General features: G+C 70.8%; 17 protein-coding genes and 1 pseudogene. 7 read left to right on the top strand and 11 right to left on the bottom strand.

The features are described 5' to 3' along the window. Positions 1-19: 19 nt before the first annotated feature. Genes OIE69_RS41505 through OIE69_RS41495 form a run of 3 tightly spaced genes read right to left on the bottom strand, consistent with a single transcriptional unit; the run spans position 20 to position 2,341 of the window. A complete protein-coding gene (locus OIE69_RS41505) occupies positions 20-490 on the bottom strand; it encodes an alpha/beta fold hydrolase (RefSeq protein WP_326580643.1) in 471 nt (156 codons plus the stop codon). After that, positions 453-905: a GNAT family N-acetyltransferase gene (locus OIE69_RS41500; protein ID WP_326580642.1), complete on the bottom strand. Its 453-nt coding sequence runs from the start codon at positions 903-905 to the stop codon at positions 453-455. The genes OIE69_RS41505 and OIE69_RS41500 overlap by 38 nt, the downstream gene beginning before the upstream one ends. Before the next feature lie 41 nt (positions 906-946). Then, complete coding sequence (locus OIE69_RS41495; RefSeq protein ID WP_326580641.1) at positions 947-2,341, bottom strand: MFS transporter; 1,395 nt, start codon at positions 2,339-2,341, stop codon at positions 947-949. Between the two features lie 104 nt (positions 2,342-2,445). On the opposite strand from OIE69_RS41495, the gene OIE69_RS41490 reads away from it, so the two are divergent. Further along, on the top strand, positions 2,446-3,054 hold the full coding sequence (locus OIE69_RS41490; protein ID WP_326580640.1) for a TetR/AcrR family transcriptional regulator: 609 nt from the start codon (positions 2,446-2,448) through the stop codon (positions 3,052-3,054). Between the two features lie 187 nt (positions 3,055-3,241). Here OIE69_RS41490 and OIE69_RS41485 read toward each other — a convergent pair. Further along, positions 3,242-4,364 (bottom strand): annotated as a pseudogene (locus OIE69_RS41485) (sensor histidine kinase). Positions 4,365-4,650: 286 nt separating this feature from the next. On the opposite strand from OIE69_RS41485, the gene OIE69_RS41480 reads away from it, so the two are divergent. Both OIE69_RS41480 and OIE69_RS41475 read left to right on the top strand, forming a co-directional pair. Further along, positions 4,651-5,817: a heparan-alpha-glucosaminide N-acetyltransferase domain-containing protein gene (locus tag OIE69_RS41480; RefSeq protein ID WP_326580639.1), complete on the top strand. Its 1,167-nt coding sequence runs from the start codon at positions 4,651-4,653 to the stop codon at positions 5,815-5,817. 329 nt (positions 5,818-6,146) lie between these two features. Next, the gene (locus OIE69_RS41475; protein WP_326580638.1) at positions 6,147-6,554 is read left to right on the top strand and encodes a (2Fe-2S) ferredoxin domain-containing protein; all 408 of its coding nucleotides are present in this window, start codon (positions 6,147-6,149) and stop codon (positions 6,552-6,554) included. Positions 6,555-6,876: 322 nt separating this feature from the next. Here the strand turns inward: OIE69_RS41475 and OIE69_RS41470 are convergent, their stop codons facing one another. From OIE69_RS41470 to OIE69_RS41460, 3 genes are all read right to left on the bottom strand, one after another. Beyond that, on the bottom strand, positions 6,877-7,212 hold the full coding sequence (locus tag OIE69_RS41470; protein WP_392567704.1) for a metal-sensitive transcriptional regulator: 336 nt from the start codon (positions 7,210-7,212) through the stop codon (positions 6,877-6,879). 310 nt (positions 7,213-7,522) lie between these two features. After that, the gene (locus OIE69_RS41465; protein ID WP_326580636.1) at positions 7,523-9,784 is read right to left on the bottom strand and encodes a heavy metal translocating P-type ATPase; all 2,262 of its coding nucleotides are present in this window, start codon (positions 9,782-9,784) and stop codon (positions 7,523-7,525) included. A 93-nt stretch (positions 9,785-9,877) separates the two neighbouring features. Next, positions 9,878-10,108 (bottom strand): heavy-metal-associated domain-containing protein, encoded by a 231-nt coding sequence (locus tag OIE69_RS41460; RefSeq protein ID WP_326580635.1) that lies wholly within the window; start codon positions 10,106-10,108, stop codon positions 9,878-9,880. Positions 10,109-10,415: 307 nt separating this feature from the next. On the opposite strand from OIE69_RS41460, the gene OIE69_RS41455 reads away from it, so the two are divergent. Then, positions 10,416-10,865 (top strand): cupin domain-containing protein, encoded by a 450-nt coding sequence (locus OIE69_RS41455; RefSeq protein WP_392567633.1) that lies wholly within the window; start codon positions 10,416-10,418, stop codon positions 10,863-10,865. 115 nt (positions 10,866-10,980) lie between these two features. On the opposite strand, the gene OIE69_RS41450 is transcribed toward OIE69_RS41455, so the two are convergent. From OIE69_RS41450 to OIE69_RS41440, 3 genes are all read right to left on the bottom strand, one after another. Next, positions 10,981-11,859, bottom strand: a complete 879-nt coding sequence (locus OIE69_RS41450; RefSeq protein WP_326580634.1) for a F510_1955 family glycosylhydrolase — start codon at positions 11,857-11,859, stop codon at positions 10,981-10,983. A 135-nt stretch (positions 11,860-11,994) separates the two neighbouring features. After that, positions 11,995-12,651 carry a DUF305 domain-containing protein gene (locus OIE69_RS41445; RefSeq protein WP_326580633.1) on the bottom strand — a complete coding sequence of 219 codons (657 nt, stop codon included), beginning with the start codon at positions 12,649-12,651 and terminating at the stop codon, positions 11,995-11,997. Positions 12,652-12,741: 90 nt separating this feature from the next. Then, entirely contained in the window at positions 12,742-13,146 is a 405-nt protein-coding gene (locus tag OIE69_RS41440) for a DUF6153 family protein (protein WP_326580632.1), read from the bottom strand. A 196-nt stretch (positions 13,147-13,342) separates the two neighbouring features. Here OIE69_RS41440 and OIE69_RS41435 point away from each other — a divergent pair, with 196 nt between their 5' ends. The 3 genes from OIE69_RS41435 (at position 13,343) to OIE69_RS41425 (ending at position 17,884) form a co-directional block, all read left to right on the top strand. Further along, entirely contained in the window at positions 13,343-14,245 is a 903-nt protein-coding gene (locus OIE69_RS41435) for a transposase (RefSeq protein WP_326580631.1), read from the top strand. A 559-nt stretch (positions 14,246-14,804) separates the two neighbouring features. Beyond that, complete coding sequence (locus OIE69_RS41430; protein WP_326580630.1) at positions 14,805-15,377, top strand: GNAT family N-acetyltransferase; 573 nt, start codon at positions 14,805-14,807, stop codon at positions 15,375-15,377. A gap of 1,130 nt (positions 15,378-16,507) precedes the next feature. Continuing rightward, entirely contained in the window at positions 16,508-17,884 is a 1,377-nt protein-coding gene (locus OIE69_RS41425) for a DUF2637 domain-containing protein (protein ID WP_326580629.1), read from the top strand. A 234-nt stretch (positions 17,885-18,118) separates the two neighbouring features. On the opposite strand, the gene OIE69_RS41420 is transcribed toward OIE69_RS41425, so the two are convergent. After that, positions 18,119-21,145 carry an alpha-mannosidase gene (locus OIE69_RS41420; protein ID WP_326580628.1) on the bottom strand — a complete coding sequence of 1,009 codons (3,027 nt, stop codon included), beginning with the start codon at positions 21,143-21,145 and terminating at the stop codon, positions 18,119-18,121. Positions 21,146-21,202 lie beyond the last annotated feature (57 nt).

Below are 21,202 nucleotides of genomic sequence, written 5' to 3'. Positions count from 1 at the left end.
CCCGCGCTCGCCGCCTCGCTCAGGCGGTCGCCTCGAGGGCGATCCGCGCGAAAAGGGATGCGCAGGCCGCGGGCATGGACAGGAACGGTGAGTGGTGACTGGGCAGCCGGTGCACCGGTCCGGCGGTGCGGACGGCCATGTCCTCCTGGCGCGCCGGCGCCAGGGCCCGGTCCCGCTCGCGGACCACGTAGCCGGACGGGACCGTGCACCAGGCCGCGCGGGAGAGCGGCTGGGTGAACGACTTCAGGCTCTGCGGCACCAGCCTCGCGACCGCCGCCTCGGCCTCCCGCGCCGGCACGTCGCCGTGGAAGGTGGCCAACGGATCGTCGGGACCGGACGGAAGCCCCGCGACTCGGCCTGGACGGGAGCCCCGTGATAGCCCAGGACGGTCTCGCCGATCTCCATCCGGTACGCGGCCAGGTAGGTCACGTGGGCGACCCCGGCGCCTGCGCCTACGGCTTCGGTTGTGCTCCACCGGGGGCAACTGCATTGCCTGTCACCCGGTACATGCCGATGGAGTCGTGGGTGGCGGTGTCGGCGAAGCCGAACTTTTCGTAGAGGTGGCGGGCGGGGCCGTCCGCGATCAGCGAGACGTAGGCGGTGGCGGGGGCCCGGCGCTCCAGTTCGTCGGTGAGCGCGGCCATGATGCGCCTGCCGAGGCCGCGTCCTTGGTGTTCGGGGTGAACGCATATGTCGACGATCTGGAACGCGGTGCCGCCGTCACCGATGATGCGCCCCATGCCGATGGGCTGCCCCTCGTGGTGGACGAGCACGCCGTACCAGGTATTGGGCAGGGCAAGCACAACCGCCTCGGGGGCTTTGTCCGAGAGGCCGGCCTCGGTGCGCAGTCGGCGGAAGACCTCGACGGAGGGCACACCGGGGCTCAGCTCGTAAGGGTCATACACGCTGGTCTCTTTTCTGGTGCGGGCGGATGTCCGGCTCCTGCCTACTGGTTCTTGGCCGGGATCAGCCACGGGGCGATGACGGCGGAGGCTGCGGCCATGCCGGTGGCGGCGAGGAACGCGTTGTCGAAGCCGGAGCCGCCTTGGGCGCCGGTGTGGACGGCGATGCTTGTGGCAGCGGCGGTGGAGGCGGCCGCGGCTCCGACCGATGCGCCGAACTCGTGGAAGGTGCTGACGATGCCTGAGGTCACACCGGCCTCGTGGGGTGCGACGCTGGCGAACGCGGTGGCGGAGGCGACGACGAACAGGGCACCCAGTCCCGCCGCGGCGACGCTCACGCCGGTGACCATCGCGGTGGTTCCGGACCAGAGCACCGGTACGAGGAACCCGGCCGCTGCCACGGCCAGGGCCGCCACAGCCAGCAATCGTGCCCCCATCCGGCCGATCAGGGTGCCGGCGACGGTGGCGGCGGCCATGGTCAGCAGCGCCACCGGCAGGAACAGCACACCGGTCGTCAGGGGGCCGTGGCCCTGGCGGTCCTGGAGGTAGAAGGAACCGAGGAAGAAGACCCCCACCATCAGCGCGGTGGCGACAGCGATCACGAAGGTGCCCGCCACGACCGGACGCCGGCCGAGCAGGCGCAGGTCCATCAGCGGTGCGGCCGCCCGGCGTTGCCAGGCGGCGAAGCCGGCGTAGGTGGCGGCTGCGGCGGCGACGAGGAGGACGGTGGCGGCGTTGACCCAGCCGTGGTCGCCGGCACGAATGAGGGCGTAGATGAGGGCGCCGGTCGCGGCGGCCACCAGGGCGGCGCCGGGTATGTCGAGTGCGCCGGTGGCCGCGCGGGGCAGGCGGGGCAGGATCCGGGCGAGCAGGACGAAGACGATCAGGCCGACGGGGACGTTGATGAAGAAGACCCAGGCCCAGCCAGGGCCTGCGGTGATCAGCCCGCCCATCAGCACGCCGAGGGCGGCTCCCCCGCCACCGAGTGCCGACCAGATGCCCAGCGCGCGGTTGCGTTCGTCGCCGTCGAACAGCCGCACCACCACGGACAGAGCTGCAGGCGACAGCATTGCGGCGCCCGCCCCCTGCGCGATCCGGGCGGTGAGCAGCAGCGGGGCGCCGGTGGCGAGTCCGGCGGCCAGGGATGCGGCGGTGAAGATGGCAAGGCCGGCCAGGACGACCCGCTTGGGGCCGAACAGGTCGGCGGCCCGGCCGCCGAGCAGCATCAGGCTGCCGAAGGTGAGGGCGTATCCGCTGACCACCCAGGTCAGTGCCGCGCGGTCCAGGCCGAGTTCGGCGCCCATGTGTGGAAGTGCGATCGCGACGACGGTGATGTCGAGGATCAGCATCAACTGGGCCAGTCCCAGCAGGCCCAGGGCCGGCCAGCGCATCGGATGCGGTGTCTGCGGTGCGCTGGTGGTGGTTTCCGTGTCGCTCATGACGCTCAACCCCTCTTCACTAAGCCGTACAGCGATGTTCAGGTTATACACGTGAGGGATCCAAACCAAACAAGGTTGTTCGAGTTCTGGGGTACGGTGAGCGCATGAGCAGCAAGAGCACCCCCAAGCGCGCCGACGCTCTGCGCAGCATCGAGGCGATCGTGCAGGCCGCGGCCGAATGCCTCGGACGCAACCCCGACGCGAGCCTGAGCGAGATCGCGCGGGCCGCGGGTGTGGGCCGGGTGACGCTGTACGCGCACTTCGCCTCCCGGGCGGAGGTCGTCGATGCGGCGATGAGCCGCGCCCTCGACCGGGGCAACGAGGTGCTGGACGCGGTCGACCTGACCGGTGATCCGCTGCTCGCCCTGGAGCGCTACATCGATGCAGGCTGGCACCTGGTGGACCAGGCTCAGGCACTTCTCGTCGCCGCCCAACGGGAGCTCCCCGCGGGACGTATCCGGGAGCTGCACGCCGGGCCCGCCGCCCGGGTCGAGGCGCTGGTTGCCCGCGGACGGGCCGAGGGCGCCTTTCGTACGGACCTGCCCATCGCATGGCTGATCAATGTCCTGCAGGCGGTCATGCACAGCGCGACGGAAGAAATCCGCGCCGGTCGTCTGAACCCCGACCGCGCGGCCGACCACATCACGGCCACGGTGCTCGCCGCCTTCACACCGCCGGGCACCCCGGTACCCGAGCCTCGCGGCGGAGCGTGACACCGGCGGCCCTCCGCGAAAAGCTCACCAGCGGGTTCTCCGGAGCCAGCTCCAGGTAAACCGTCCGCATCTGGATGTGCATCTCCGGACGGCTGTCGTCACCGCGCCGCTTACCACCCCTCGTTGTCCCCCACCAGCGCCCGCGAAACGGCGCCCGGCTCGGTCAGCAGCCACCGGTGCCCGGCGGTCACGTCGGAAACGGACCGTCCGCTGAGCAGGCACTGGCGGGCAGTTCCAGCCTGAGTTCGTAGCCGCCGTCGGCCGTCGGGCCCGAGGTGACGGTGCCGCCGAGCAGCGCGGCGCGCTGCCGCAGACCCACGAGGCCGTAGTGGGCGCTGGGCAGCGGGAGCGCGGGCCGGGTGGGGGCGGTGTTGGTGACCGTGACCCGGACTGTGCCGCCCTGGCGGTGGATCCGGACCCGCGGAGGCCCTGGGCGCGTGCTTGCGCACGTTGGTCAGTGCCTCCTGGACGGTGCGGTACACCGCGCGCTGCACCGTCGGCGGCAGCCCGTCCGGCAGGTCCGGCTGCAGCTCGGCCTCGATGCCGCTGCCGCTCACCAGCCGTTCCAGCTCGGCGAGGGAGGGCTGCGGGGTCAGCTCCGTGGGGCGGCCGCCGGCGGCGCGCAGCACGCTGACCATGTGCCGCAGCTCGTCCAGGGTCTGCACGCTCAGCCGCCGGATCGTCGCCGCGGCCTCCTTGACCTCGGCGTCCCGTGTGCCGACCTGGAGCGCCCCGGCCCGCACCGCGATCAGGCTGACCTGGTGGGAGACCACGTCGTGCATCTCCCGGGCGAGCTGGGCGCGTTCCTTGGCCAGCACGGTCTGGGCGGTGAGCAGCCGCTCGTGGTCGCGGGCCTCCGAGATCTCGGCGAGCCGCAGCGACAGGTCCCGCCGGGCCTGCACGAGCTGGCCCAGGAAGACCGGCGCGGCGGCCGTCACCGCCGTGTAGCTCAGGGTGATCAGGGTCGAGGGCTCGGACAGGTCGAACTTCGGCGCCGGCCACGGCGCCATGTCCGCGATCGTGAAGGCCAGCGCGCACCCCGCCAGCAGCCACCGGCGCCGGGTGAACGAGGCGAGGGTGTACAGCGCGGCCAGCGCGGCAAAGACGGCGTCGGAGACCAGCACCGCCGGCATCGTGAGGAGGAACGTCAGCACTGGCAGGCGCCGGCGCAGCAGAAGTGCGAAGGAAGCGGTCAGGGCCCACGCCAGGAGCACGGGTTCGTCATAGTGGACATGGACTGCGACGTCGAACAGCGCGACGGCGACCACGGTGAGGTCCACCAGGAGCGCCGGCGGGTGGTGGAGGCTGATCCGCTTTTTGGTCTGGTCGCTGAGTACCGTCGTCACGGCCTGTCCCTCGCCATCGGACGGTTGTCCGACGCGTACCACGCCGGGGTGTCCTGCGAAGACCTGGGCCCGAGTTGAGGCAGGTCACGGGGGTGCAGGCGGTCGGCGGGCACGGCTCGGACACTTGTCGGATGGATCGCGCCGGGCTGGTTCCGGGAGCCTTGAGTACATGGTCAACGTAACACCGGCACGGGCGTCGGTACCGGCACCGGCGCCAGCACCCGCGGTGGCGGCGGGGCGCTCTGCCTTCATGCGTCCCGTGCCGGTGGGCCGGCTGGTGGGTCTGGACCTTGCCCGCGGCCTGGCGATGCTGGGCATGTACGCGGTGCACGTCGGTCCCGACCCGACGGTGGGCGGGCCGCTGGGCGGAGTGCTGGAGTTGGCGCGGGGCCGCTCGGCCGCGTTGTTCGCGCTGCTGGCCGGGTTCACGCTGGTCATCCTCACCGGCCGGCCTGAGCCGCGGACTGGGCGGGCGGGGCAGCAGGCCGTCGGCCGGGTGCTGGTCCGGGCCGTTGTCCTGGTCGCCATGGGGTACGCCCTGACGGCTTTGGACACCCCGGTCGATGTGATCTTGTCGTTCTACGGGTTGCTGTTCGTTCTCGCCGTGCCGCTGTACCGGCTGCGGGCCCGCACGCTGGTGTTCATCGCTGCGGCGGCCGCGGTTGTGATGCCCGTGGTCTTGTATGTGCTCCGCGCCTCGGCTGAGGACGGAAGCTGGGCCGATGCTGTCATCGCACGCGATCCGCTGGCCCGGCTCACCGGCACGGACGGCGTGGTGGAGTTGTTCGTCACCGGCGAGTACCCGGTGCTGACCTGGTTGCCGTTCATCATTGCCGGTATGGCCGTGGCCAGGCTTGACCTGAATCGGCCCGGTGCGCGGTCCCGGCTCGCGCTGGCCGGTGCGGGCCTGGCGGTGGCCGGCTACGGCGGATCGTGGCTGGCCCTGCATCTGGTGCCGAAAGCGCTGTCGATCGTGGGTGCGGCCGCCGATGGCGGGTCGTCCGCCTCCGCGTGGTGGTCCGACACGGTCGGCGAACCCGAGACGACAACCGGGTACTGGCTGCTGGTGGGCGCCCCGCACAGCCAGACGACGTTCTCCATTCTGGGCAACACCGGCGTCGCCCTCTTGGTCGTCGCTGCCTGCCTGGCCGCCACGGACCGCTCCAGGCGCCTGCGGTGGGTGGCCACGCCGCTCATCGCGGTCGGCTCGGTCTCCCTGACCGCCTACGTCGGCCACATCCTCGCCATCAAGGCCCTGAGCCTCGACGAACTGCCGGATTCCGCTGCCCTTCCCGCGCTGCTCGGCCTCGCTGCGGCTGCCATGCTGCTGGCGTGGGCCTGGACATGGATCATCCGGCGCGGCCCCCTGGAATACGTCCTTCACACCGCCACCACGTCCGCACGCTGGATCAGATAGCCGGCTCCAGGCGGTGCCCCTGACCGGCCGGGAGGGGCCCACCGACCGTCACTCCCGCCGTGTTGCGAGGTTCCGCGGGCCTGTGCGCGCGGGCCCTGGCTTTCGCCGGGATTGCGGGCGCCGGGAGGGCTCGGGAAACGCTGGTGCAGCACCGCATGATCGCCGTAAGGTTCATCCCCGGCCTAGTCATCGGGGACCTGGCCCTACACCTGCCGCTGCCCCGGGGCGTCCTTGGGCCACGAGGGCCGCCCCGTCCTCGCCGGTCTGTCACGATGCCTGCTGCGTCCTTGCAGCCGGGCGCATTCGGCCGTGCGGAACAGGAGACGACGGTGAGCCGTCACAGCAAGAAGGCGGACCCCGCCGCGGGGACGGCCCGGCCCACTGTCACTGTGTGCCGAGGCTGCTGCTGCGGCACCACGGAGGCAGTCCCCCACCTCGATCACGCCGCTCAACTCGCCGAGCTGCGGACCTCGCTGGCCGGACTCGCCACGATACGGCTGGCGGACTGCCTGGACGCGTGTGAGCGTGCCAACGTCATCGTCGTCCAGCCCTCCACGGAAGGCCGCCGGGCCGGTGGCCGCCCCGTCTGGCTCGGTGAGGTCAACGACCCCGACGCCGCCGGCGACATCGCCGCTTGGATAGAGAAGGGCGGGCCCGGACTCGCCGACTCGCCCGGCACCCTCGACATGTACGCCTTCACTCCTCCCCGGCGCGCCGACCGCGAGATCGGCGCGTGACACCGGCGACGGCAACAACCCGCTGAACCCGGGCTCCTCGGCTTTCATGCCCAGGAGCCCCCTTTGTCCCTCAAGTCGGGCCGATGACACGGGGTGTGGGGCGCGGCCCGCCGGATCCGGGGACCGGCGATGTCATGCTTCCGGCCGGCAGGTGTGACGTGACTGGAGCCGTGGTGGGGCGAGGGGCGACGCTCACCGCAGTCGGCCCGCGGCACGGGCACCCGTCCGGGGTGGTGTTCGGGCACGCGAGCGGCCAGGCGCGAGCGGTGGATGGCTCTCCCCCGTTGTGGGGAATCAGCCTCCGCCCAGGAGGCTGTCGCCGTCAGGAGCGCACAAGGCGGGCGATTGCTTCGTTGGCTTCCTTGATCTTGATGGCGCCTTCCTCGCCGCCGTCGGCCACGGCGTCACGGACGCAGGTGTCCAGATGTTCCCCGAGCATCTGCAGGGCAAAGGACTGCAGGGCCCGGGTGGTGGCGGAGACCTGGGTGAGGACGTCGATGCAGTAGGTGTCCTGCTCGACCATGCGCTGCAGTCCCCGTACTTGGCCTTCGATCCGCCGCAGGCGCTTGAGTACGTCGTCTTTGTGGTTGCTGTAGCTGACCATCCGCCCTCTCGACTTCCCCTTCGCGGAGGCTGCTGCCCCGGTCCGTATCGGCAGGCCCCCGCTTCCAGCATCGCCTGAGGCTGCCGGTCGTCTCCAGCAGCGCGTTTGATCCTGGAGCCGGGACCGCCGTGCGGGCGGAGCCGGCACAGACTCGCATCCGGCGGGCAACGGATCCAGCACAGATGCCGAGTATACCGGGGGGTGGTATGCGAGGGGATGATCGCAAGTGGGCGGTGGTCAGGTCTGGCCTTCCTCACCAGGGGCCTGGAACTGGTCCTGCGCCATGCGCGGCCCCACGCAGCGGCGCTGTGGCACAGGGCCGGGGGCGGGCCAGGGCCCGCCCCCGCCGGTGTGATGCCTGCGCTCAGTCGGCGGCGTTGAAGCTGCGCAGGCGCAGGCTGTTGCCGACGACGAAGACCGAGGAGAACGCCATCGCCGCTCCCGCGATCATCGGGTTGAGCAGGCCGGCGGCCGCCAGCGGCAGGGCGGCGACGTTGTAGGCGAACGCCCAGAACAGGTTCGACTTGATCGTGCCCAGGGTGCGGCGGGACAGGCGGATGGCGTCGGCGGCGGCCCGCAGGTCGCCGCGGACCAGGGTCAGGTCGCCGGCCTCGATGGCGGCGTCGGTGCCGGTGCCCATGGCCAGGCCCAGGTCGGCCTGGGCCAGGGCGGCCGCGTCGTTGACGCCGTCGCCGACCATCGCCACCGAACGGCCCTGATCCTGCAGGCGCTTGACGACGGCGACCTTGTCCTGCGGCAGTACCTCGGCGATCACTTCGTCGATGCCCACCTCGGCGGCGACGGAGTGGGCGACGGCCTGGTTGTCGCCGGTGAGCAGGATCGGGGTCAGGCCCAGGGCGCGCAGCCGCCGGACGGCTTCGGCGCTGGTGGCCTTGACTGCGTCGGCGACTTCGAGGACGGCCCGGGCCTCGCCGTCCCAGGCCACCGCGATGGCGGTGCGGCCGGCCGTCTCCGCTTCCTCCTTGGCCCGGGCCAGGCCTACAGGCAGTTCCATGGCCCATTCAGCGAGCAGCCGCTGGCGGCCGACGAGGAGGGCGTGACCTTCGACGACGCCCTGCACGCCGAGACCGGCGATGTTCGCGAAGTCCTCCAGCGCCGGGAGCGGTCCGACCTTGGCCTCGGCTCCCTTCGCCACGGCCTGGGCGATCGGGTGCTCGGAGGCGTGCTCGAGCGCGCCCGCCAGCCGCAGGACGTCGGCCTCGTCCACGCCGTCCGCGGTGTGGACGGCCAGTAGCGTCATCTGCCCGGTGGTGACGGTGCCGGTCTTGTCCAAGACGATGGTGTCGACCTTGCGGGTGGTCTCCAGGACTTCGGGGCCCTTGATGAGGATGCCCAACTGGGCGCCGCGGCCGGTGCCGACCATCAGCGCGGTGGGCGTGGCAAGTCCGAGCGCGCAGGGGCAGGCGATGATCAGCAGGGCGACGGCGGCGGTGAAGGCGGCGGTCAAGCCTGCGCCGTTGCCGAGCCAGAAGCCGAGGGTGGCCAGGGCCAGGCCGATGACGATTGGGACGAAGACCGCGGAGATCTTGTCGGCGAGCCGCTGGGCGGCGGCCTTGCCGTTCTGTGCGTCCTCCACCAGCTTGGCCATCCGGGCCAGTTGGGTGTCCGAGCCGACCCGGGTGGCCTCCACCACGAGCCGTCCGCCGGCGTTGAGGGTGGCGCCGGTGACCGTGTCGCCGGCGGTGACCTCCACCGGCACGGACTCGCCGGTGAGCATCGAGGCGTCCACGGCCGAGGAGCCCTCGACGACCGTGCCGTCGGTGGCGATCTTCTCGCCGGGCCGCACCAGGAACCGGTCACCGACGGCCAGGTCGGCGGTCGGGACCAGCATCTCGCGTCCGTCGCGCAGAACGGTGACTTCCTTCGCGCCGAGCTCCAGCAGCGCCCGCAGGGCCGCGCCGGCCTTGCGCTTGGAGCGGGCCTCGAAGTAGCGCCCGGCCAGGATGAAGGCGGTCACGCCCGCGGCGGCCTCGAGGTAGATGTTGCCCGCGCCGTCTCTGCGGGCGATGGTCAGTTCGAAGCCGTGGGTCATTCCGGGCATGCCCGCGGTGCCGAAGAACAGCGCCCACAGCGACCAGCCGAACGCGGCCGCGGTACCGACCGAGATCAGCGTGTCCATGGTGGCGGCGCCGTGCCGCAGATTGGTCCAGGCGGCCCGGTGGAACGGCCAGCTGGCGTAGGTGACGACCGGCGCGGCCAGGGTGAGCGAGAGCCACTGCCAGTACTCGAACTGCAGGGCCGGGATCATCGCCATGGCGATGACCGGCACGGCCAAGACCACGGCGGTGATCAGCCGCTGCCGCAGCGGCAGCAGTTCATCGGCCTCCCCCGCGGCGTCCTGGCCGCCGTCGCCGGCCTGGCCGTCGGCGCGGGGAGGAGCGGGGGGCGTGGCGGTGTAGCCGGTGGCTTCGACCGTGGCTATCAGGTCGTCCACGGCGACGTCGCCGTGGTAGGTGATCTTGGCCTTCTCTGTCGCGTAGTTGACGGTGGCCTCCACACCGTCCATGCGGTTCAGCTTCTTTTCGATGCGGGCGGCGCAGGAGGCGCAGGTCATCCCGCCGATGGCGAGTTCGACCTCGGAGGTCTGCGGGACGGTGGTTGTCATCACTGCTCCTCGAGCTGACGGGGGGACGCAGGCGGGCAAGTCAGGCTGCTCCCGTGCGCGGGGCGGATTCGGCTGATGCGCGGGGTGGCCGGTTCAGGCGGCCCGGCCGGTGAGTTCGTATCCGGCGTCGTCGACGACCTTGGCGAGCAGAGCGTCGTCGGGTTCGTGCGTGGTGGTCACGGTGACGCGGCCGGTGTTCAGGTCCACGTCGACGGACCGCACGTCGTCCAGCGCGCCAATCTGCCGGGTGAGCGTGGCCTTGCAGTGGCCGCAGCTCATACCGGCGACGATGTAAGCGGTGGTGCGGGCATCAGCGGCGGTCATGGCTTTCCTCCAGACGACGATTGGCCTTGTAGACCAGAACCATATACCCCCCTGGGGTATTCCAGGCGGCTCCCCTGCATACCCCCCTCCCCTATCCGTGCACAACCGTGTGCAGGCAGTGATGCGTCACACTCCGCCGCACCCCTCCTGCGAAGAGGGCGGGACGGATCCGCTAGTGAATGCGCGGCAGGTGTGTGAGCCTGGAAGCGACGAACACCGCTGCCACCAAGAGATGTGCCGCGTCCCCGTGGGACGGCGGCCGACGATCATTTCTCCATTCCGAGCAGACGTATGGAGGTGCAGCGCAGTGTCGGACAAGGAACCGGAAGACACGGCCGGCGAACAGTCGCGGTCGGAGGTATGGAAGACGCAGTTGCGGACGCTGCTGGACGTCAAGCCGCCCTTCGTCCCCGAGGGCGCTTCGGCGATGACCCTTATCGTCTGGCGGGAGCCCGGTGATATCGGGGCTCCTCCGCACCGCCACCCGGGGCCGGCTTTCGGGTACGTGACCGAGGGCGCGGTCCGCTTCGAACTCGAGGGCGAGCCCGAACGCGTGATCAAGGCCGGTGAGACGTTCTGGGAACCGGGCGGTGATGTGATCCACTATCAGGACGGCAACGCCCTGACGGACGGGCGGACCGAGTTCATCGTGACCATGATGTGCGCGCCGGGCCAGCCGATGCTCACTCTGGTCGAGGAGGAGGAACTGGCGCAGCGGGCGCACCTGCGTGCCCCGCGTCCGAACGGTGCCGGCTGACCCGACGTCGAGACCGGACCGGGCCCGGGACCGTGATAGGGGTCCCGGGCTTGGCTTCGCCGCTGCTCCGACACGGTGACAGGTGGCGCGGGCTGCTCGGACCGGGACGGCTGATCTAGTGCCCGGTGTGGGCGCCGTCTGCCCGGTACAGCACGTTCCAGGTGCGTCCTGCGTCGGTGGATTCATAGATGGTGTTCGCGGTGTCGGCGGCGAGCAGGTGGCTGGAGGTGACGACCGCGAGCACGGTGGGCTGGGCGCCGTCGGGCAGCGCCCCGCGCCTGCTCCACAACGTGCCCTGCGGGCTGGTCATCACTTGTCCGTCGGAGGTGAGGGCGACCAGCAGGTCCTCGGCGGGGCGGTCAATGGCGGCCAGCGCGGGGGCACCGTTGACGAGGGTGAAGGTGCGGCCTCCGTCCTGGCTGAACTTCAGCCCGTCTTGCGTGCTGGCCCAAAGCTGCTGCGGCTGACCGGCGTGTGCGGCCAGGTCGCCGATGGCTTCCTGGGGTCCCTGCTGCCAAGTGCGGCCCTGGTCGGTGCTGGCCCACAGGCGGCCGGACTGGCTGTCGAAGCCGTAGAGCCGCTCCCCCGCGGCCTGCAGGGCATGGAAGTCCGCTTCCCCGGAGACCGAGACGTTTTTCCAGGTCGCGGCCGCGTCGGTGGAGCGGACCACCAGGTGCGGGGAGGTTGCCGTGGGGTCGGTCGGATCGGGGTGGCCGCTGGCCAGGAACGTTTTGGGTCCGGTGACGGTGAAGCCCATCGTGTCCTGGTAACGGTCGGCGATCCTGGTCGCCTTGCCGTTCGCTACGCGGAAGACACCGAGGTGTCCGGCCGCGTAGACGGCGCCGTCGGCCGGGTCGACCCCCAGGCCGTGCAGATGCCCGGTGCCCGGGTCGGGAGTCACGGAGGCCAGGCCGGGAGGGCCGGAGGCCGGGTTGGTGGTGTCGCCGGAGGAGGAGCAGGCGGCGAGCAGAACCGTGGCCGCTGTCAGCAGCAAGGTGGCAGCAAGGGTGCGCCCGCGGCGGGGCAGGCGTGAAATCGTGATCACAAGATGTCCGTCGTTTGAGGTGGCCGGGAAGCGTGCGCGAGCGTGGGGGCGGCACGGGCGTGCCGCCCCCACGGTGGCTGGGGGTCAGCCGGCGTGGAGCATCTTGCGCATCTCCGTGATCTCCGCGGTCTGGGCGGTGACGATGTCGCCTGCCAGAGCCTTGGCGGGGGCGTAGGCGCCCTGGTCCTTCTCGGTCTCGGCCATGTCGATCGCGCCCTGGTGGTGCTCGATCATCATGGTCAGGAACATGGTGTCGAAGACCTTGCCGGAGGCGCCGTCCAGGTCGCCCATCTGATCGCTGCCCATCATGCCGGGCATGGACGAGGCGTCGCCGTGGTCCATGCCCGGCATCTCGTGGTCCATTCCGCCCATGCCCTGCGGGACATCCTTGCCCCAGGCCGTCAGCCAGCCGGACATGGTGTTGATCTCCGGGTCCTGCGCCTGCTTGATCTTGTCCGCGAGGGACTTGACCTCACCGGAGGAGGCGCGGGTCGCAGCCATCTCGGCCATGGCGACGGCCTGGCGGTGGTGCGGGATCATCTGCTGCGCGAAGGTGACGTCGGCCTGGTTGTGCTGGCCCGCCGAGGCCGAGGCCGAGGCCGATGCGGAGGCTGTGGCAGCGGGGGCGGGGTGGGTCCCACCGGCGTGGTCGGTACCGCCGCAGGCGGCAAGGACGAACGCGGCGGCCGCAGCGACAGCAGCCAGGGCAGCACGGCGGGAAAGAGAACGACTCAGGGTCATGACTGGGGAACTCCAGGAGTGGAGGGGATCAGGGCATGGCTGCGCACGGCGGCACGCCGGTAGGGAAAGGCGCGCGCCGCGGGAGTTTGCCTAGATCCGCAGGAGTTGGAGTTCGGCGAGCGAGGGCGGGCCACGTCCACCGGCCGGCTCGTGGGGCACCCGGGTGATGGGGTGCGATGTCGTGACGGGATCGCCGGTCACCGAAACGGTCAGCGCCGGGACGGCGGCCGCGCCGGGAAGGGCCCCAGAGGAACACATCTGAAGGGCGTGGGCGCCATGGCCGTCCATGCCGCCGTCGTGGCATGCATGCGGCCCGCCGGTCTCGGCCGGCGCCATGTGCGAGGTGTGGGACCCGGTGTGCCCGCCCGGAACAGGATTGGCAAGAGCCAGGCCGTGCATGCCCAGCAGCCCGATCAGCACGGTGAGCACCAGCAGTGCCGGCGTCCGCTGCCGGCGACGGGGCCGTTCAGACGGCGTCGGCTTGATCGGGCTCACGGCGTCATCCTAAGCGGAGCCGACCGACTCCTGGCGGGTGAGATCCGCAACGCGCCACCGGTCCAGCGGGCACTGGCGCTTCCATAAGAGTGCGTCCTTGACTCTGTCGGGGATCTTGGCGTTCGGCTGCCTGTGATCATGGTGGTGCGTCAGTCTCGCGGGTACGTGGGTCCGCGAGAATCCTGAGGAGTGCGAGATGTCGGTCCGTCCCCGGCCGGGTGCCGAGGTCCCGGTGTTGACGGCGCGGACGGCTCAGGCCAGCAACCCCGGTGGTACGACGGCGATGTGGGTGCGTGACCGCCTCGACGGCCTGTGGAGGGACGAGGACTTCGCCGACTGGTACCCGTGCGACGGGCGCCCCGGGCTCTCGCCCGCCCAGTTGGCCACGGTGAGCGTGCTGCAGTTCCTGCTGGGCCTTTCCGACCGCGACGCCGCCGAGGCCGTGCGCTGCCGCATCGATTTCAAGTACGCGCTCGGCCTCGAGCTCGACGACCCCGGCTTCCACCACAGCGTGCTCAGCGACTTCCGCGACCGGCTGCTGCAGGACGGCCGGGCGGACCGCCTCCTCGATCTCGCTCTGGCCCGCCTGAAGGAGGCCGGACTGGTCCGCGAGCGCACCACCCAGCGCACCGACTCCACCCACGTCCTGGCCGCCGTGCGCGACCTGACCCGCCTGGAGCTGGTCACCGAGGCGGTGCGCGCGGCCCTCGAGGAACTCGCCCGCACCGCCGGCCACGCGCTGACCGGCCTGGTCAACGAGGACTGGGGACGCCGCTACGGCCGACCGGTACGCCTAGGCAAGAACCCCACCCGGCCCAGACCAGGATCAACACCGCCGGGGCAGACGCCCGCCACCTGCTCGAACACCTCAGCCGGAACCATCCCGGCCTGCTGGACGGCCCGCAGGTGCAGTCCCTGCGGCAGATCCTGGTGCAGAACTACTACTGGGACCCTGCGGGCCGCCTGCGCTGGCGCGACAATGACGCCGGCAGCGGCCTGCCACCCTCGGCGAACCGGATCGTCTCGCCCGACGACCCGACGGCCCGCTACGCGCGCCGCGGGCAGGTCACCCGCTGGACGGGATTCCTCGCCCACGTGACCGAGGCAGTCGCTGCCCGAGAGGGAATCGAAATGTTCACGGGATTCGACAGCAGCACAGGCACGGAGAGGGTGCTGCTGGGATGCGATGGCCGACGCCGTCGAGGTCTAGTGCTCCGACTGCATCGGTGCGCCGTACTCAGGCCGGTGGAAGTGGCCCTGCGACGGTGACCGTGCCGGTCCACCAGTCACGTTGATGGGGTGCATGCCAGAAGACGTCGAGCCGGCGGTGGGTGAATTCCCCGCCTTCTGAACCAGGGGCACTAGCGCGATGTCCGGCTCGGCCGAGGGCGTAGCACCGGTGAGCGCGCCGTAGGCAATACCAGCCGACCTGGTGAAGTGAACGGCGTACCTCCATCCGTCCGGAGTCCGGTACAGGACGAGACTGGTCAACGTCCCCCCCCCGGGGGCGCCACGGCCGCCGTTTACCCGCCATGCCGACGAGGGACTGCGCACTCGCCGCCCATGCGGCGCGTTCGGCGTCACCGGGGCGTACGCGCCCCCGACCGTCCGGGTAAACGGATGGTCGAGGGCGAGCGTGACGCGACAGGATGCTCCGCATGACATTGCCCACCCCCGAACTGCACACCGCTCGCCTGCGACTGCGGCCGTTCACCGACGCCGACGCGGCGCCGCTCTACGCGCTGCACAGCAGCACCCACGTGCTGCGTTACTGGGACTCCCCGCCGTGGACCGAACCGGCTCGCGCCCAGCGATTCATCGCGACCTGCCGGACGATCGAGGAGGAAGGCACGGGAGCACGGGTGGCCGTCGACCGCGTCTTTGACGGCGCGTTCATCGGCTGGTGCGGCCTGACCAGATGGAACCCGGACTTCCGCAGCGCGTCCCTGGGCTACGTCTTCGGCGCCGCCGCGTGGGGCCACGGCTACGCCACGGAGACCGCGCACGCCGTCCTGCAGTGGGCGTTCGACACCCTGGACCTGAACCGCGTCCAGGCCGAGACCGACACCCGCAACGTGGCGTCCGCCCGGGTCCTGGAGAAACTCGGCTTCGTCCGCGAAGGCACCCTCCGCGAGGACTGCGTCGTCAACGGCGACGTCTCCGACTCCTGGGTCTTCGGCCTCCTCCGCCGCGAGTGGCACCCGACGAGCACGCCGACGGCCGGCCGATAGGACCGAGACTTGCCCGCTTTTCATTCCACAACCTCCACCGAGGTCACCGTGACTCACTCCGGCGAGCTCAACGTCTTGGCTTGCCCCACCGATCCCGACCATCCGCACCGCTGGAGCATGCAGCGGCAACATTCTCATCTGCGTACCCGGGTGCTGTCGCTACTCGTGAACATCGAACACGCTGCGGCCCGGGTGTGGTGCCTTCCGAAGCACTGAACAACTGCTGTCGTAACCGGTGAACGAAGCCACCACGCACCTCTGGCACTGTTCGCCCGTATCCCCGGGCAACTGCCCCGGCCTCGCATGGACAGGGCATTATCCAAACCGGCGTCTCTCCTTCGGCCTACCACTGGGCCGGTGCCCGGCGAAGTCGCGACCGATCTGGGGTGCACCGGCTGTCCACCAAGGCGTGGGGCGGCTCGATCATCCGCCGCAACCGCACGAAATCATGGCCGGGGCGCGGAGTTGGGTCGCGTCCGGGTGCCACCGCTGCGGCGGCTGACGGGTGCCTTGGGCTGAGGTCTTCCACCCAGCCGGGGTACTCCTACGGGCGCGACGGCCTGGTGATGCGGGTCCAGGTGGCTCAGGACGCTCCCCGGCACACGCTTGGGGCCGCCAGTGGCGCCGCCGGGCGCGTTGCGGACAACCTCAGCCACGGAAAACGGGCGGGCCGCGCGCCGGGACGGCACGGCCGCGCCCGCCCGGCGGGACAGTCGGGCAATCTCCCGTCTATCCCCTTGGCACGTGTCCGGGTCGCGCAGCCCGGGAGCCCACAGCAGGTGCGACCGTCGGGGCAGGCTCGCCGCACCCGGCGGCCAAGACCTGCCGTCTGCGCTCCCCCGCAGACGGCAGGTCTTCACTTCGACGACCCAAGTGTTCCGCCAGACGCTGCTGACAGCGTTGCGGGCCGAGGAGGATGCGTGACCCATTCCAGTCCCCTGTATCCAGGCGCCTTTGTCCCGCACCAGCCCGCTGCTCACACTGCCCCAGGGCCGCAGCCGCCCGGCCAGGTAGAGGCGGGTGGCTTCGCGGCCGCCCACTCCCCCAGCACCGCGCCCGCGCCCGGGCCCGCCTCCCCGAGCGGCTCCCCGCCCCCCGAGCCGGAACCGACCCGGTCGCACCTCGAGAAGTTGCTGCTGGGCGCCACCGTCACAGCGGGCATCGCCCTCGGCGCGCTCGGCGTGACCTCTTCCTACCAGGCGCTGCTGAACAAGGCTGCCGCCTCACCCGCAGCGGGTGGATGGGGGTGGGGCGCCCATCCGTGGATGCTGCCCATCGGCGTGGATGTCACCATCCTCGCCTTCTCCCTGGTCCACCTGCTCATGATCAAGACAGAAAGGCCCCTGGCCTGGGTGCGGTGGCTGCCCCGATTCCTGGCAGCGGTGACCATTGTCTTGAACTGGTCCAGCGGCGTCACGTTCCAGGGACGGCTTGGTCACGCCGTGCTCGTCAGCGTGTGGATCGCTTTCAGCGAGGTCGCCGCCCACATCTACGCCTCACACATCAACGCGCTGTCACAGCGTCAGCAGATGGAGCGCATCCGGTTCGTCCGATGGCTGTTCATGCCGTTGAGCTCTGTCCGGCTGTACCGGCTGATGCGGTGCTGGGAAATCACCTCGTACAGGGAAGCGCTGGAGCGGGACCGGCAGCGGATGGGCTACCGCTCCGGCCTGCGCGACAAACACGGCCGGGTGTGGCGGGTCAAAGCCCCTGAGGACCAGCTTCGGCCGCTGCGGCTGCTGGGCTACGGCATGACGCTCGAACAAGCCCTGGAAGAGCCCGACCGTCAAGATGAGGCCCAGGCATTGCGGGCGGAAAGGCGAGAGCTTCGACAGGCCGAAGCGCGCATCCGCGCGGTGGAAGTCCAAGCCCGTGTCCAGGCCGCGCACGCTCGGGCCGAGGCCCTCGCGATGGGCGCCGCGGCTGACCTGCAGGCACCACACGCGCAGACCGACACGGCAGCACCGGGCGCGCACGGCCACGAAGGGGACCTCCACCCATGTCGCGGCCCGGCCACGGCGCAGCTGACGCCGTATGCCACCACACCCGGCACACCGACCGGACATCCGGGGCCTGCCGACCCTGTAGGCCCGCCGGCCCCGACCCGCCAACCAGACCAGCACAGCCGCCATCACGAACCAGCCCGACTCCTGACAGGACACTCAGACCACCAGCGGCACCCTCACGCCACAGGCGGCCAGCGCGCCGCCTCACCCGAGCTGAAGCACACCACGACAACGCCCACCACACCCCTGACGACCGGCAAGGAAACCCACGAACCGGGCCCGCCGCACCCACGCAACACCGCAACGCTGACCGCACCAGCACACGGGGCAACGGCAGAGGCCCCGGCCGACCCCGCGGCAACGCAGACCCCCGGCAAAACCAGCCGCCAGCACACCGCCCACAACACGCAAGCCCAAACAGCAACAAGCCGCCCCAGCACCACTCAACACACGCCCCAGACCACCAAAACGCATCCCGATACCCCCCACTCCCCCGGTTGAAGCGTCTCGCGGCAATCGCTCGGAGCCTCGGGCTACGCCTCGATCCAGTCCGGATTTCAGACCGTCCTCTGCGCGTTCACGCAGGCCTCGAACCGAGCGCTTGGTTTGTTCGGGTCTGCTGCAGGTTTGGGTGACAGGTTGATCTGCCCCACCTGTGCAGCAGACCCCACTGACAGTCCCTGTCCGCCGCCCGGAAGCCGAACACGGCTTCCGGGCATCGCGTTCGTGCCGTCGTCAGTTGCTACGGGTCAGCCTGAGAGTCACCATCTGGAAGGGTCGCAGCAGGAGTTCTACGGCGCCGTCGACCAACTCCGGGCTAGCCACGCTCGGCAGCGGCCGCTCCAGCAGGTCGGTCGCGGTGACTTCGGCCGCCGCGAAGTCCGGCCGCAGCCGTGTGGTCGCCCTCCCGCCCCGCGACTCGTACACCCGGACGATCACATCGCCGCTCTCGTCGTCCGCGAGCTTGACCGCGCTCACGACCACTGCGTCGTTGTCCACGACGACCAGAGGCTCGACCGCTGCTCTGCCCGGCACACGGCGCTCGGGGAGGTTGATGCCGTAGCCCTCGGCGACCGCGTCGCCGATCGAGGCCCCGGGCACCAGGGCGTGCCGGAAGCGGTGCACCCCCTGGTCGGTCTCCGGGTCGGGGAAGCGCGGCGCGCGCAGCAGCGAGACCCGCACAGTGGTGGTGGTCCCGCCGTCCTCGTTTCGTACGGTGCGCGTCACGTCGTGCCCGTAGGTGGAGTCGTTGACCAGGGCGACCCCCCAGCCCGGCTCCTCGACGTGGACGAAACGGTGGTTGCACGCCTCGAATTTGGCCGCGTCCCAGCTGGTGTTGGTGTGGGTGGACCGGAAGACGTGTCCGAACTGGGTCTCGGAGGCGTATCGCTCGGCGTGCACGTCCAGCGGGAAGGCGGCCTTGAGGAACTTCTCCGTCTCGTGCCAGTCCACCTCCGTGTCGATGTCGAGGCGCTTGGTGCCCGGAGCCAAGGACAGCAGCTGGGTGACCGAGGAGGAACCGAAACGGCGCACCACTCGTACCGACGCGGTGCCGTCGCCGGCCGGGGCCATTTCGTCCAGGTCGGTCAGGTCGGTGACGGTGTTGCGGTAGAACTCGTCGACGTCCCAGGCATCCCACTGGTTGGGGAAGTCGGGGTGGAGCTGCAGCAGGTTGGCCGCCGTTCCGGGGGCCACGGCCTCGCGGCGTGCGCTGAGGTCGAACGCGGAGACGACCAGGCCGCGCCCGTCGATCTCCACCCGGAGCAGGCCGTTGTCGAGGACGAATCCGCCGCCGTCGCGGGGAAGCGGTGCCGTGGCCGCGGCCGGGGCCACGGGGGCGGCGGCGCCGGCGGGCACGCCGGCACGGGTGTGAGGCGCGGCGTTGAAGACCAGTTCGCCGCCCGTGGCCGGGCCCGCGAGGGCACGCTGCGCGGCGTCGATGATGCCGAGCAGTTCCTCGGCGACGGCGGCGTACGTGGCGCGGGCCTCGCGGTGCACCCAGGCGATCGACGAGCCGGGCAGGATGTCGTGGAACTGGTGCAGCAGGACCGTCTTCCAGAGCCGGTCCAGCTGCTCGTAGGGGTAGGTGAAGCCGGTCCGCACGGCGGCGCTGGCCGCCCACAGTTCCGCCTCGCGCAGCAGGTGTTCGCTGCGCCGGTTGCCCTGCTTGGTCTGGGCCTGGCTGGTCAGCGTGGCACGGTGCAGTTCGAGGTAGAGCTCGCCCACCCACACCGGCGGGTCGGGGTACTCGGTCTCGGCCTTGGTGAAGAACTCGCGGGGGGTCTCCCAGTGGACCGTCGCAGAACCGTCGAGGTCGCGCATCCGGGCGGCCTTGGCGATCATCTCGCGGGTGGTGCCGCCGCCGCCGTCTCCCCAGCCGGTCGGCGCGAGGGAGTGCCGGGCCCTGCCCTTCTCCTTGAAGTTCCGCGCGGCGTGCGCGATCTCGCTGCCCTTCATCGAGCAGTTGTAGGTGTCGACGGGCGGGAAGTGGGTGAAGATCCGCGTGCCGTCGATGCCTTCCCAGGTGAAGGTGTGGTGCGGGAACTTGTTGATGGAGCTCCAGGAGATCTTCTGGGTCAGCAGCCACTTGGACCCGGCGGCCTTGATGATCTGAGGGAGACCGGCGGCGAAGCCGAAGGTGTCGGGCAGCCATGCCTCCTCGTTCTCGATGCCGAATTCCTCGAGGAAGAAGCGCTTGCCGTGCACGAACTGGCGGGCCATCGCCTCGGAGCCGGGCATGTTGGTGTCGGACTCCACCCACATGCCGCCCGCCGGCACGAAGCGTCCCTCCGCGACGGCCTTCTTGACCTTCGCGTACACCTCGGGGCGGTGCTCCTTGATCCAGGCGTACTGCTGGGCCTGGGACATGGTGTAGATGAAGTCGCCCTCGTCCTCGAGCAGGGCGGTCATGTTCGACGTGGTACGGGCGACCTTCCGCACGGTCTCGCGCAGGGGCCAGAGCCAGGCGGAGTCGATGTGCGCGTGCCCGACCGCGCTGATGCGGTGCGCGGTGGGCCGCGCGGGTACGGCGAGGACGCCGGCCAGCCGCTCGCGGGCGGCGGCCGCGGTGCTGTTGACGTCCTGCAGGTCGATGGCGTCCAGGGCGCGGCTGATGGCGCGCAGGATGTCGTGGCGGCGGTCGGAGTCCTCGGAGAGCTCGACCATGAGCTCGCCGAGCACCTCCAGGTCCTGCACCAGCTCCCAGACGGTCTCGTCGAGAACGGCCAGGTCCATGCGGGTCAGGGTGTACTGGGGGTCGTTGCCCGCGGTGTCCTTGTCGCCTAGCTGGGTCGGCAGGAAGGGGTGGTAGTCGAGCAGGACCGGGTTGGAGGCAGCCTCGATGTGGAGCAGCACCTGCTCACCGCCGGTGGCGTGGGAGGCGATCCGGACCCACTGGTTCCGGGGGTTGAGGCCCTTCACCGGGGTGCCGTCGGGCCGGTAGACCAGGCCCTCGCACTGGAACCCGGGCATGTTCTCGTCGAAGCCGAGGTCCAGGACCGCCTCGACGGTCCGCCCGGCCCACGCCTCTGGCACGGTGCCTGAGACACGGAACCAGCTGGTGCCCCAGGGGGCGCCCCAGCGATCGCCGACGGCGATCGGCTCTGCGGGGGCGGTCAGGCCCTCGGCGACGGGTACCGGCTCTCCCGGGGCGGTCCACACGGAGACGTCGAGCGGTGTCGAGTCCGGGTAGAGGGCGGGACGAATGCGTTCGTCGAGGACGCGCTTGAGGCGGGCTTCGACCAGCTTGCGGTCGTCGTGCATGGGATGGCTCCTGTGCGGGTGGGGCGGAAGGAGTGACGTCAGGTGGGAGTGCCGCGG

Source organism: Actinacidiphila glaucinigra (genome assembly GCF_035918135.1).
GTDB classification, from domain to species: domain Bacteria; phylum Actinomycetota; class Actinomycetes; order Streptomycetales; family Streptomycetaceae; genus Actinacidiphila; species Actinacidiphila glaucinigra.
This window is presented reverse-complemented; position numbering and strand designations above follow the sequence as displayed.

What these genes read in the sequence shown, in the direction of transcription:
- OIE69_RS41505 (WP_326580643.1), bottom strand. Translation starts at nt 490, where the DNA reads ATGCAGTTGCCCCCGGTGGAGCACAACCGAAGCCGTAGGCGCAGGCGC.
- OIE69_RS41495 (WP_326580641.1), bottom strand. Translation starts at nt 2,341, where the DNA reads ATGAGCGACACGGAAACCACCACCAGCGCACCGCAGACACCGCATCCG.
- OIE69_RS41490 (WP_326580640.1), top strand. Translation starts at nt 2,446, where the DNA reads ATGAGCAGCAAGAGCACCCCCAAGCGCGCCGACGCTCTGCGCAGCATC.
- OIE69_RS41480 (WP_326580639.1), top strand. Translation starts at nt 4,651, where the DNA reads ATGCGTCCCGTGCCGGTGGGCCGGCTGGTGGGTCTGGACCTTGCCCGC.
- OIE69_RS41465 (WP_326580636.1), bottom strand. Translation starts at nt 9,784, where the DNA reads ATGACAACCACCGTCCCGCAGACCTCCGAGGTCGAACTCGCCATCGGC.
- OIE69_RS41460 (WP_326580635.1), bottom strand. Translation starts at nt 10,108, where the DNA reads ATGACCGCCGCTGATGCCCGCACCACCGCTTACATCGTCGCCGGTATG.
- OIE69_RS41445 (WP_326580633.1), bottom strand. Translation starts at nt 12,651, where the DNA reads ATGACCCTGAGTCGTTCTCTTTCCCGCCGTGCTGCCCTGGCTGCTGTC.
- OIE69_RS41435 (WP_326580631.1), top strand. Translation starts at nt 13,343, where the DNA reads ATGTCGGTCCGTCCCCGGCCGGGTGCCGAGGTCCCGGTGTTGACGGCG.
- OIE69_RS41430 (WP_326580630.1), top strand. Translation starts at nt 14,805, where the DNA reads ATGACATTGCCCACCCCCGAACTGCACACCGCTCGCCTGCGACTGCGG.
- OIE69_RS41420 (WP_326580628.1), bottom strand. Translation starts at nt 21,145, where the DNA reads ATGCACGACGACCGCAAGCTGGTCGAAGCCCGCCTCAAGCGCGTCCTC.